Consider the following 12,150-nt stretch of genomic DNA (forward strand, 5'->3'; position numbering starts at 1 on the left):
ATTACCAGCTGTGACGCCACTTCATGGGCCTTTTCTCGCCCGACCAGCAGATCGATAATCTTTAGACCAAAATCAATGGCGGTGCCCGGCCCCTGGCTGGTCAGCAGGTTGACGCGCGGATCCCAAACCACACGTTTATCCTGCCACTGATCTTCCGGGATACGGTCTTTCAGCGACGGGAAGCCGGTCATGTTGCCGATGGGGAACAGATTGTGAGGAACCAGCACGGTGGCCGCGGCGGCGCAGATGGTGGCAACGATGCGGCCGGAAAGATGGAACTGCCGCACCGTCTCTACCAGCAGCGGACTGTCACGGAAACATTCGGCGCCTTTAATGCCGCCCGGCAGGACGATGATGTCAAAATCGCCGTCAGCCACTTCCACCAGCGGCGCATCGGCAAGCAGTTTCACGCCGCGCGAGCAGACGATCGTCAGATCGCCGTCGCTGGCAACGCTGGCGGTGGTGACGTTGATGCCGCCACGCACCAGCAGGTCAATGGTGGTGACCGCTTCCATTTCTTCACTACCAGGGGCGAGGCATATCAGTGCTGATGGGCTCATACTCACTTTCCTTACGCTTAACGAGTTCATAAAGTCGGGTGTTTTCCGGGACCGCTATACCGTGCGCGCGGGCGCGTCTGAGCAAATACCCGGTGATGTAATCAATTTCGGTATGACGCAGGGCGCGCACGTCCTGCAACATCGACGAGATGTTATCTTTAGTGCTGGCGATGATCTGGTTGACGTAAAGCAGCAAATCCTCAGCGGAAGTATGATGACCTTCCCGCTCCATCACCGCCGCCACTTCGTGGCACAGCGTCTGGATTAAGGCCGGATGCGCCTGTAGCTCGCCGTTCGGGCAGTTCCACAGCGCGGTCAGCGGATTGATCACGCAGTTCACCGCCAGCTTGCGCCACAGCTCAGGGCGAATGGTGTTATGCCAGGCTACGTCCGGCAGCACGTCCTGAAGGGTATCCGCCAGATAGCTGTAATCCCCGTCCTGCTGGCGTGCAGGGCCAATGTGGGTGATACCACCCGCGACGTGCAGAATGACATTGCCATCGTGGCGGGCGGCGTGCGTGGTGGTACCCATCAGCAGAGGCTGGGAGATATTTTTCAGCTCATCCACCGTACCCATACCATTATGGATGAGGAGTATCGGCGTAGCGGCAGGTAATCTGGCGGCGAGGTTTCTTACCGGTTCTGACACCTGCCAGGCTTTAAGAGTCACCAGCAGCAGATCGCTTTGCGCCAGAAAATCAGGATCGTTCGCGGTTAAGGACGCGTTAAAAAGGGTGCCGTCTTCTTCGATCAGGTTTACGCTGCAATAAGGTTGAGGTACGCGAAGCCAGCCCTGGACTTCATGTCCATGCCTGCACAGCGCGCTCAGCCACAGCTGACCTAATGCCCCGCATCCGAGCACGGTAATTTTCATGGTTCCTCCTGGCCTGCAACACTTACGGGCATAACAAGTTGAGTTATGCTTCTTAGCAGGTATTATGCATCGCAATAAATAGAGAGGGAGAAGAAAAGATGCCATCTTTCGATATTGTCTCTGAAGTTGATCTTCAGGAAGTCCGCAATGCGGTCGACAATGCCAGCCGTGAAGTGGAGTCGCGTTTTGATTTTCGCGGCGTTGAAGCCACTTTCGAGCTGAACGAGGCGAATAAAACCATTAAGGTGCTGAGCGAATCTGATTTCCAGGTGAACCAGCTGCTGGATATTCTGCGTGCCAAACTGCTGAAACGCGGTATTGAAGGGGCGTCGCTGGACGTACCTGAAACTTTCGTGCACAGCGGCAAAACCTGGTTTGTTGAGGCGAAGCTAAAACAAGGCATCGAGAGCGCGACGCAGAAGAAACTCGTCAAACTGATCAAAGACAGCAAGCTGAAAGTGCAGTCGCAGATCCAGGGTGAAGAAGTGCGCGTGACCGGTAAATCACGCGACGATTTGCAGTCCGCGATGGCGCTGGTGCGCGGCGGCGATCTGGGGCAGCCGTTCCAGTTCAAAAACTTCCGCGATTAACTATCCCAGGCCCGGCGATACCCTTTTCGTCGGGCTTTTTTACTCCCTTCATCTGCTTCAGCCAATTAAGTAAACTAATCAATCTATTACGAATTTGAGAATGATGATAATCACATTCTAGGTGAAATCATCTTGTCAGCCTGGTCTGCACTGATTACTTTGCTAACTCGAATTAGCAAAGGGCGGGGCAGGGATGCCATCACATGAATTTAAGGCGCTGGCCCCGATATAATGGATAAATGGTGAGGCGCTATCATGTCAGCAGACAAAACAGGTTTATTACAGGATTTATGTCAGATTAAAAATGCCCGCAGCGGGCGGCTATCCAGCTGGGATCAAAGCGGGCGTAATCAGGATTACTGGATGATCCCCGCCGGGGAAACCGTTCGGTTAGCGGATATAAGTGGCAGCGGTTGTATTACCCATATCTGGATGACGCAATTTTGCCGCAAAATAAAAGGCCCCGGATTGATTGATCCGACGCAGGGACAATATGTCGCGCCCATTAATGAAATCAATAACGCCCTTGGCGTAAGCTGGGAGCAACATGATGAAGCTTACTATCGTAAGGTACTGCTGAAATTTTACTGGGATAACCAGGTGCAACCGTCCGTTATCGTGCCGCTGGGGGATTTTTTCTGTGTCGGGCATTCGGTTCCGGCCAGCTTTACCTCGCTGCCCTTCACTGTCTCTTGTCGGCCCGACGAAAATTACCGGCCCGGCGCGACGGCGGCGTTTAACTGCTATTTACCCATGCCCTTTAACGAGCGCGCGATTATTGAAGTCGAAAACCAGAATGATTTGCCCTACGGACAGTATTTCAATATCGATTTTGAATGCTATCCGGAAAAGCATGCCGACGATATTGCTTATTTTCATGCCTGGTGGAAGCGTGAAAATCCCTGCCAGGGCTGGGGGCCTGAACTGCAGGTTAACAGCCCGGAAGTCAATATTCCTTGCCTGAGCGCGGAGAATAATTATGAGCTTCTGAATATTGAGGGGGAAGGGCATTATATCGGCTGCAATTTATCGGTGCGCCATCGGCAGGAAACCTGGTGGGGCGAAGGCGATGAGATGATCTTTATTGATGATGATCCGCTGTGGCCGCCTTCAATTCATGGCACAGGGACAGAAGATTATTTTAATCATGCCTGGGGAATGCAGGACTGTTCCGCCCCTTTTAATGGTTCCTCACTACACGATTCTCATTTGCCAGGGTTTCAGACCAGCTACCGCTTTCATATTACCGATCCAGTGCATTTTAAAAAACGCATCCGGGTGACCATGGAGCATGGTCATGGTAATCATCTTTCTGACGACTGGGCGTCGACCGTCTACTGGTATCAAAAGCTGCCCTCGCCCGTATTGTCGATGCAACCGGTGGCGGAGCGTATTCCGGCAAGGGCAGGAGAAGCCTTTGCCCCGCTGTCTGAGGTAACGCTGAATGCAGAAATGCAGGCGCAAAAACAGTGCGCGGCGCAGCGTCTTGAAAACTGGCAAACGCTTCGCCAGCAGGAAGTGGATAAGAAAATCGCCGCCACGCGTGAGAAGTCCATTAACAATAAAATTATTTCACCATTTTCTGAATAACTAAACAGCGGTATGCGCATTATTGCGGTATGCCTGGCGGGTTCCCGTCAGGCAGAAGATGTGCATACCTGAGCCACCTGAAATCACGTTACCGGAAGAGTTTTATCATGACTACACGCTTATCGGTTCTTGAAAAAAGCGCTTATGGCGCGGGTGATATGGCACTCACTATTTCTATTATTTCCGCATCCATACTTATCTATGCTTTCCTGATCCAGGTCGTCGGATTATCGCCCGTTGACGCAGGCTGGATATTAATGATTGTGCGCACCATTGATGCTATTTCCGATCCGCTGATGGGAATATTAACCAGTAAATTCCGTACCCGTCTGGGACGTTATCGTCACTGGTTGATGATTGGCGCAATACCTTTCGGTATTTCACTCTGGCTGTTATTTACTTCTTTTGGCGAAACCTATAGCCAGAAAATGGCCTGGTCAACCGGCGTCTATATATTTAACAGCCTTGCCTTTACGGTGCTGGCGATCCCCTATATTTCATTGATTGGCGTGATCACCGCCGATCCACAGGAGCGACTGAACGCTAACGCCTTTCGGTTCCCGATGGCGAAGGTAGCCACGCTTATTGTTTCAACCTTTGTGCCGTACTGGGTGACCCAGGGCAGCGATGCGCGCAGCAGTTACGCAACAGCCTTTGCAGTAGTGGGGGCGGTAAGCGTCGTTATCATGCTGTTCTGCGCGTTTAATGTGAAAGAGCGGGTGATCACTACGACACCTGCAGAGCCTTTACGCCGCCAGGTGAAAGGCTTGCTGCAAAACGATCAATGGCAGATTATCAGCCTCGCGATGGTCGTGCTGTTTGTCGGCTTTCTGGTGAATGGCAGCGTCGCGATTATGTACGGCAAAGAGTTTGCCGGTGCGACGGACGGGTATGGGATTGCGATATTCATGAGTATGGGATCGGTAGGAGGCATCCTTGGGCCGTTGATCTCTACCTGGCTGACGCGTCATTACTGCAAGATAAAAGTATTTAAGTATTCCATGTATGGCTCGGCGGTGATGTCGCTATTGGCCTGGTGGCTGGTAGGGGCAAACAGCTTCTGGAGCGCGACGTTCTTTTATTTGCTCTGTTCTGTAGTGTCACAGATTAATACGCCGATCCTCTGGTCTTCTATTACTGAAGCTTCAGATTATGGCTTATGCAAAACAGGTATTGATGCTTCCGGTCTGGCGATTGGTATGATTTCTTTCTGCCAGAAATTCGGTATGGGGATCGCCGGGCCGATCACCGGCTATTTGTTGGTCTGGGTGGGCTACACCAGCGAGGGCGCGCAAAGTGCGTCAGCGATCGCAGGGTTATCCTGGATCATGCTGCTGGTGCCAGCGCTGTTTTATTTACTCACCGGCCTCATTATGCATTTCTACGTGATCAACAACGTTTACTATTCCGCGATGATGCAGAATGGCCGCAATGATCAAGCGACCATACTGTGTGAAAAGCCTCAGTAAAAAAGACCCGCCGCTGACAGGGCGGGGCGCTTGATTTAAGACCGGCGCTTGCGGGTGATCAGCGTCATCGGCACTCTGACGGTCTCATTAACGGGATCGCCGGTAAGCGCGCGCTGCATCATATCGAAGGCTTTTTCCGCCCAGGCGTCTTCGTCCTGTTGCATTGACCAGACATTATTTGCCAGGAAACTCAGCATCGGGTGTTCATCAAAGGTGCCGATATCAATATCCGGGGAAAGCTCACCAAAGCGGGTACGCAGCGCATCGATAGCCCCCTCCAGTACCGGCAGCGATGAGGCGATAAATACCTCCGGCTGCCCATGTTGTGCAAGCAACCGATCCATGATCGCTCTGCCGCCTTCCGGCGTGTTTTCTGCTCCTTTGATGACCCAGTTACTGTGGTCTATGCCCTGTTTTTTCAGCGCCTGGAGGTATCCATCCAGCCGATCGCTGATGCTCGGTAACTCGGCATCGCCTGCCAGAAACCAGACGGTTTTTTTGCCTGACGCCAGCAGATTCTCGGTCAGCGTCTGACTACCTTGCGCATTTTGGCTTTCAACCAGCGCGTTGTTGCTGAACCTGAAATCGCGATCCAGTAGTACCATCGGTTTTTTTACCTGGCGCAGATGATGCTGTTGGTTTTCCAGCGAGGAGGGAACAATGAATAAGCCGTCTATGTTGCGGGCGATCAGCGCTCGTACCAGTTTGTTTTCGTACTCAATATCGTCATAGGTACAGCTGATGGTTAACTGGTAGCCGGAGCGGCGACAGCGCAACTCCAGCTTTTCAGCCAGGGTGGCAAAGAAGACGTTTGAAATGTTCGGCACAATAAAACCGAGCGTGTCGGTTTTATTGAGTTTCAGACTTCGTGCCGAATGGTTAAGTACATAACCATAACGGTCTACATACTCCCTGATGCGCGCCTGAGTCTTTACGCTGATACGGTACTGCTCCGCTTTTCCGTTCAACACTAACCGCACGGTCGTGACTGACAAATTCAGTTCGTTGGCGATTTGTTCGACTGTTTTGGCCACTACAGTATGCTCCGGACAGGTCTTTAGAGAATAGTGATGAGGCCATAATAGAACGATTATCAGGCATTGTCTTTATGCATCAGTCGGTTAAGCGCTTGCTGATGTTCCCACATTTGTAGATAAACCTGATATTTACGGTCATGAAAGGACTTACGCGCCGGATTTGCCACAACTCTGCTGCCGGGCCTCACCATCTGTTGCGTCGCCGCGGCAAGATCCGGGAATGCCTGACAAGCCACCGCGCCGCTAATCGCAGACCCCAAGGTTACGGCATCTTCTTCCTGCAATAGATGGATATCATAACCTGTAGCATCTGCATACTCACGCATCCATAGCGGGTTATGCGTAGCGCCGCCGCACAGCGCCAGCCGCGCAATGATATGCCCCTGTTTCTGCATGACCTCAATAATATGGCGTGTGCCGTAGGCGATGGCCTGAAGCGTGGCGAGGTACTGCCGCGCCACGCGGGATTCACCGCGTTCCAGCTGTAACCCGCATATACTGCCGCGCGCGTCTGGTCGGGCGCGGGGAGAGCGGTTGCCGTGATGATCGGCCAGTATGTGCAAATCCGCTGTGGGCTCATTTTCGCGGGTTTCCAGTGCGGCCACCCACTCGTTAACCAGCGTAACCGGATGGCACCCACGCTGATGAGCCTGAGTAATTAGCTCTGTTCCTGTGCTGCACTCTTGCAACGTCCAGTCCACTAACGCGCCCGCAGCGCTTTGCCCGCCCTCGGTCAGCCAGTACCCTGGCAACATGGCTGACCAGTATGGTCCCCATACGCCGGGCGTCATGATGGCCGCTTCGCTACAAATCAGATGGCAGTTAGATGTGCCGCTTATCAGTGCCAGGGTACCCTGAGGTTGCCGTCCGGTTAAGGCTACGCCGCCGGCATGGGCGTCAATCATACCGCTGGCGACGACGACCTGCGTAGACAGCCCCAGCGCCTGAGCCGCCTCCGGCGTTAAGGTTCCGGCGCGAGCGGCGGGCGGCAGGATGCGCGGCGGAATTTTATCCCTCAGGGCTTCCAGCCCGGCGGCAGCCAGCAGCGTGTCGCTGAAACGCTGTTCATGAGCCAGATAATTCCATTTGCAGGTCAGGGTGCACAGGCTGGCGACATCCTCCCCTGTGGCCTTCCAGACCATAAAATCCGCCAGATCCAGTAAACGGTGCGCGCGTTGCCAGGTTTGCGGATGATGGTTCTTGAGCCAAAGTGCTTTCGGCAGTTCCATTTCAATACTGACTTCGCCGCCCGTATATTTAAGAGCGCGATCGCCAGTGGCGTTGATCAACTGCGTTTCCCTCGCCGCGCGGTGATCCATCCACATAATGATGTTGTGATCGTCAGCTTCGCCAGGCGATACGGCAAGCCCGTTGCCGTTTTTATCGATAGCCACCAGCGAACAGGTGGCATCAAAACCAATCGAAACTATCTGCCCGGCGTCAAGGCCAGCACTGGCGACAGCCTCTCTAACCGCCTCGCAACTCTGCTGCCAGATCTCAGCGGAGGACTGCTCTACCCGCGCCTCGGCGGGACGAAACTGTGAGATAGCGCGAGTGGCGAAAGCCAGCCGCTGGCCGTTTGCGTCAAATACCCCAGCGCGCACGCTGGCTGAACCTATGTCTATGCCAAGGAAAAAACAGGTCGTCATTTTCTGCTCCAGAAAGTCAGGGTTACATCCCTGTGGTTAAACCGCTCGTGAGGATCCTCACAAAACCCGGCGAAAAATGTTGTGATGAAAATCAGAAAAACTCTATGCTAATTCGAGTTAGCAAAAGGATTTGACGCCAGGGGCGTTGAGGGCAATCACATATCTGTAAGGATGAGATCTCATTATGAAAGGTAAAAAGGTTCTTCCGAAGATTGGCATTCGTCCTGTCATTGACGGGCGGCGGATGGGCATTCGCGAATCGCTGGAAGCGCAAACGATGAATATGGCGTATGCCACCGCGAATCTGTTGCAGGCAAAACTGCGTCACGCCTGCGGCAGTGAAGTGGAGTGCATAATCGCTGATACCTGCATCGCCGGGCTGACAGAGTCCGCGGCCTGTGAGGAGAAATTCTCGGCGCAGAACGTCGGGCTGACTATCACCGTCACGCCCTGCTGGTGCTATGGCAGTGAAACCATTGATGTTGATCCGTTGCGCCCAAAAGCGATCTGGGGGTTTAACGGCACGGAGCGACCCGGCGCTGTTTATCTGGCGTCAGCGTTGGCGGCACATAATCAGCAGGGCATTCCGGCCTTTTCGATTTACGGCCAGGATGTACAGGACAGTGACGACACCGCCATCCCGCCGGATGTGGAAGAAAAATTGCTGCGTTTTGCACGTGCAGGCCTGACGGTGACCAGCATGAAGGGCAAAAGCTATTTAGCTTTAGGCGGCGTTTCAATGGGAATTGCGGGGTCACTTGTCGATCATGATTTTTTTGCGTCCTGGCTGGGCATGAGGGTGCAGTCCGTTGATATGACCGAACTCCGCCGCCGTATCGATCAACATATTTATGATGAAGATGAACTGGCCCTTGCGCTGGCATGGGCGACGGAGAAATTCCGCTTCGGAGAAGACCGAAACGCGCAGCACAATCAGCGTAACGAAGCACAGCAGCGGGAGATCCTGCGGGAAAGTTTACTGATGGCTATCTGTATCCGCGACATGATGCAGGGCAATCCGGTGCTGGCCCGAGCAGGCTTTTGTGAAGAGGCGCTGGGCTATAACGCTGTCGCAGCCGGGTTTCAGGGGCAGCGGCACTGGACGGATCAATACCCGAACGGCGACATGGCAGAAGCGCTGCTGAACAGCTCATTTGACTGGAATGGCATCCGCCAGCCCTACGTTGTGGCCACGGAGAACGACAGTCTGAATGGCGTCGCGATGCTGATGGGGCACCTGATGACGGGCACGGCGCAGATCTTCGCTGATGTGCGCACCTATTGGTCGCCGGAAGCGGTTGAACGAGTAACGGGCGAGACGCTCAGCGGCGTGGCGGAGCAGGGGATTATTCATCTCATTAATTCCGGTTCGGCGGCGCTCGATGGCACCGCGCAGCAGACGGACATCAAAGGAAATCCTACCCTCAAGCCCCATTGGGAAATCAGCACCACGGAGGTAGACGCCTGTCTTAATGCCACTCGCTGGTGTCCGGCGGTACATGAGTATTTTCGCGGCGGCGGCTTTTCGTCACAGTTTGTCACCCGCGGCGGGGTGCCTTTTACCATGACGCGCGTAAATATGGTGAAAGGGATCGGGCCAGTACTGCAAATTGCTGAAGGCTGGAGTGTTGAGCTACCGGAAGCGATCCATGCGGTACTGGAACAACGCACAGACCCGACCTGGCCCACCACCTGGTTTGCGCCGCGTCTTACGGGCCGTGGCCCGTTCCGTGATGTCTGGTCAGTGATGTCTGGCTGGGGCGCAAATCACGCTGTACTGACGGCGGGCCATGTCGGTGCGGATTTCATTACGCTGGCCGCCATGTTGCGTATTCCGGTCAGCATGCACAATATTGAGGAGGAGCAGGTGTGGCGACCGTCTGCGTGGGCGGCGCACGGAATGGATCCGGAAGGGCAGGATTACCGCGCCTGCCGCAACTACGGACCGCTGTACAGGCGCTAAGGAAAAGCAAACCGGTTAGCCCCGGTCAGGTCTGGTCGGGGCTTAACGTGCCAGCAGCGCCTGTTCGATCTCAAAGCGATTCGTCACTTTGCTGTCGATTTTGATGTATACGCTGCGCTCATCCTGCACCACCAGCACCTCGCTCACCCCGGGCAACGCGCGTAACTGCTCGCCCAGCGTGTCATCTGCGGGAACATCCGCCGGAATTTCCACGCGCAGACTGCTGACGTAAGCCGGTTCGCTCATGGTCAGGGATACCAGCAGCCAGAGGGTCGCCAGTAGCGCGCCCGCGAGAAAGACCGTTTGTGAATCAAACATACCGTCCACCCAGCCCGCCATCGAGCCGCCAATCGCCACACCTAAAAACTGGCTGGTGGAGTAAATACCCATCGCCGTGCCTTTATAGCCCGCCGGGGCTTCTTTACTGATCAACGACGGCAACAGCGCTTCCATCAGGTTAAAGGCGAGGAAGAAGATCTGCACGCCCAGCACCTGCTCCCAGAAATGCGGCCCGGCGCCCCATAACACGATTTCGGCAATCAGCAGCAGCGCAACGCAGAAGACAAACACCCGCTTCATGCGGCGTTTTACTTCCGCATAGATGATAAAGGGCACCACGCAGACAAAAGAAATCAGCATGGTCGCCAGATAGATTTTCCAGTGATCCGCTGTGGCAAAGCCCGCGGCTTCCAGCTGGCCGGGCAGGGCGACGAAGGTGGACATCAACAAAATGTGCAGGCACATGATGCCGAAGTTAAGCTTCAGCAGCTTCGGACTGGCGATAACTTTGCTGAAGCAGCCTTTGACCATGCCTGATTCACGGTTCAGCACATGGTTTTTGCTGTCCGGCACCACCCACAGGGTGAGGGCGATCCCGGCGGTTGCCAGCCCGGCGATCATCCAGAACAGCGCATGCAGGCCCAGCTTATGGGTGATGATGGGGCCAAGCACCATGGCAATGGCGAAGGTAACCCCAAAGCTGACGCCAATAAACGCCATCGCTTTGGTGCGATTCTGTTCGCGGGTTAAATCAGAGAGAAGGGCCATTACCGCGGCGGCAATCGCGCCTGAGCCTTGCAGCGCACGGCCAAGAATAATGCCCCAGATCGAGTCCGACAGGGCCGCCACCACGCTGCCAATCACAAAAATAGCCAGCCCGCCGACAATCAGCGGTTTGCGTCCAATACGATCGGACAATAATCCAAAGGGGATCTGAAAAATGGCCTGCGCCAGCCCATAAATACCAATGGCGAAACCAATCAGCGCTTCGCTTGCGCCCTGCAAAGCCATACCGTAAGTGGTGAGAACGGGCAGGACCATAAACATGCCGAGCATACGCAACGAGAACACAGTCCCTAAACCCCAGGTGGCGCGTAACTCGCCTGGCGTCATTTTATAATCGTTCATTTCCACCTCAAATTCTAAAGCCGGGCATAGTGTAGTGCGGGGGCAGGGCAGGGTAAAGCGGGGTATTTTACAAATAAAAAAGGGTGCCGTAGCACCCTTTTAGGTATTAATGCGTTACCAGACGTAAGTAAGCAGGCTGTGAGAATCCGGGACCATAAAGTCGACGGACATCATCACCGACAGCGAGGTAATGGCGACGATAGAAAAGACGAACAGCTTACGCGCCCAGACTTTATCATCTTCCACTTTATAACCACGCAGCGCCATTCCGAGCCACCAGACGCTTACCGCCGCAGCCACCACCAGATATTTATATCCGGCATAGCCACCCAGAGTGAGCATCAGCGTCGCCACAGCGAAGGCGATGATATACAGCGTGATATGGTTTTTGGCAACCGAGATGCCTTTCACTACCGGCAGTACCGGGATGTTCGCCGCCTGATAATCCTTAAAGCGGAAAATCGCGATGGCGTAGGAGTGGGGCATCTGCCACAGGCTGAAAATCGCCAGCAGGATCAGCGCGCCACTGTCAAAATCACCGGTTACCGCGCAGTAGCCAATCACCGGCGGCGCAGCGCCGGAGAGAGAGCCAATCAGGGTGCCATAAACGGAGTGGCGTTTCATGTACAGGCTGTAAACGCCGACATAAACCACAAACCCCATCACGCCCAGCCAGCAGGCCAGCGGGTTAGCACCAAACCACAGCAGCATAAAGCCAGCAATACCCAACAAGGTGGCATACACCAGCGACATTTTCGGCGAAATCAGGCCCTTGACCAGTACCCGGTTCTTCGTGCGCTCCATTTTGCGGTCAATATCGCGGTCGATGTAGTTGTTAAATACACAACCGGATGCGACTACCAGTGACACGCCAATCAGCGTAGCAGCGAAAAGGGGATAGTCGATGCTGCCCTTGGAGGCCAGCAGGAACCCCCCGATCACGGAGATCAGGTTACCGAAAATGATGCCTGGTTTCGTTACTTGCAGGTATTGCTTAATCATACTCGCCGC

At 54.4% G+C, this 12,150-nt stretch carries 10 protein-coding genes; 4 read left to right on the forward strand and 6 right to left on the reverse strand.

The genetic code is table 11. From position 1 onward, the window contains the following. Together yajL and panE are read right to left on the reverse strand one after the other, a co-directional pair. Positions 1–560, reverse strand: a 560-nt coding sequence (gene yajL / locus QRD42_RS09540) for a protein deglycase YajL (RefSeq protein ID WP_321988712.1), incomplete at its 3' end; no start/stop codon positions are given. After that, complete coding sequence (gene panE / locus QRD42_RS09545) at positions 523–1,434, reverse strand: 2-dehydropantoate 2-reductase (RefSeq protein WP_321988713.1); 912 nt, start codon at positions 1,432–1,434, stop codon at positions 523–525. The genes yajL and panE, both read right to left, overlap by 38 nt. Before the next feature lie 98 nt (positions 1,435–1,532). Here panE and QRD42_RS09550 point away from each other — a divergent pair, with 98 nt between their 5' ends. The 3 genes from QRD42_RS09550 (at position 1,533) to QRD42_RS09560 (ending at position 5,083) form a co-directional block, all read left to right on the forward strand. Further along, a complete protein-coding gene (locus QRD42_RS09550) occupies positions 1,533–2,024 on the forward strand; it encodes a YajQ family cyclic di-GMP-binding protein (protein ID WP_072567532.1) in 492 nt (163 codons plus the stop codon). Between the two features lie 255 nt (positions 2,025–2,279). Beyond that, entirely contained in the window at positions 2,280–3,614 is a 1,335-nt protein-coding gene (locus QRD42_RS09555) for a glycoside hydrolase family 172 protein (RefSeq protein ID WP_072567533.1), read from the forward strand. Between the two features lie 107 nt (positions 3,615–3,721). Then, a complete protein-coding gene (locus tag QRD42_RS09560; protein ID WP_321988714.1) occupies positions 3,722–5,083 on the forward strand; it encodes an MFS transporter in 1,362 nt (453 codons plus the stop codon). Positions 5,084–5,118: 35 nt separating this feature from the next. On the opposite strand, the gene QRD42_RS09565 is transcribed toward QRD42_RS09560, so the two are convergent. Next, positions 5,119–6,117, reverse strand: a complete 999-nt coding sequence (locus tag QRD42_RS09565) for a LacI family DNA-binding transcriptional regulator (RefSeq protein ID WP_321988715.1) — start codon at positions 6,115–6,117, stop codon at positions 5,119–5,121. Between the two features lie 59 nt (positions 6,118–6,176). Next, a complete protein-coding gene (locus QRD42_RS09570; protein ID WP_321988716.1) occupies positions 6,177–7,769 on the reverse strand; it encodes an FGGY-family carbohydrate kinase in 1,593 nt (530 codons plus the stop codon). Between the two features lie 184 nt (positions 7,770–7,953). On the opposite strand from QRD42_RS09570, the gene QRD42_RS09575 reads away from it, so the two are divergent. Then, positions 7,954–9,732, forward strand: coding sequence for an L-fucose isomerase (locus QRD42_RS09575; protein WP_321986967.1), 1,779 nt, complete (start codon positions 7,954–7,956; stop codon positions 9,730–9,732). Between the two features lie 42 nt (positions 9,733–9,774). Here QRD42_RS09575 and QRD42_RS09580 read toward each other — a convergent pair whose 3' ends face one another. Next, complete coding sequence (locus QRD42_RS09580; RefSeq protein WP_321986968.1) at positions 9,775–11,139, reverse strand: MFS transporter; 1,365 nt, start codon at positions 11,137–11,139, stop codon at positions 9,775–9,777. Positions 11,140–11,253: 114 nt separating this feature from the next. Continuing rightward, a complete protein-coding gene (gene cyoE / locus QRD42_RS09585; RefSeq protein ID WP_072567539.1) occupies positions 11,254–12,141 on the reverse strand; it encodes a heme o synthase in 888 nt (295 codons plus the stop codon). Positions 12,142–12,150: the final 9 nt, after the last annotated feature.

Origin of the sequence: Enterobacter sp. PGRG2 (assembly GCF_030291195.1) — a bacterium.
Taxonomy (GTDB): domain Bacteria; phylum Pseudomonadota; class Gammaproteobacteria; order Enterobacterales; family Enterobacteriaceae; genus Enterobacter_D.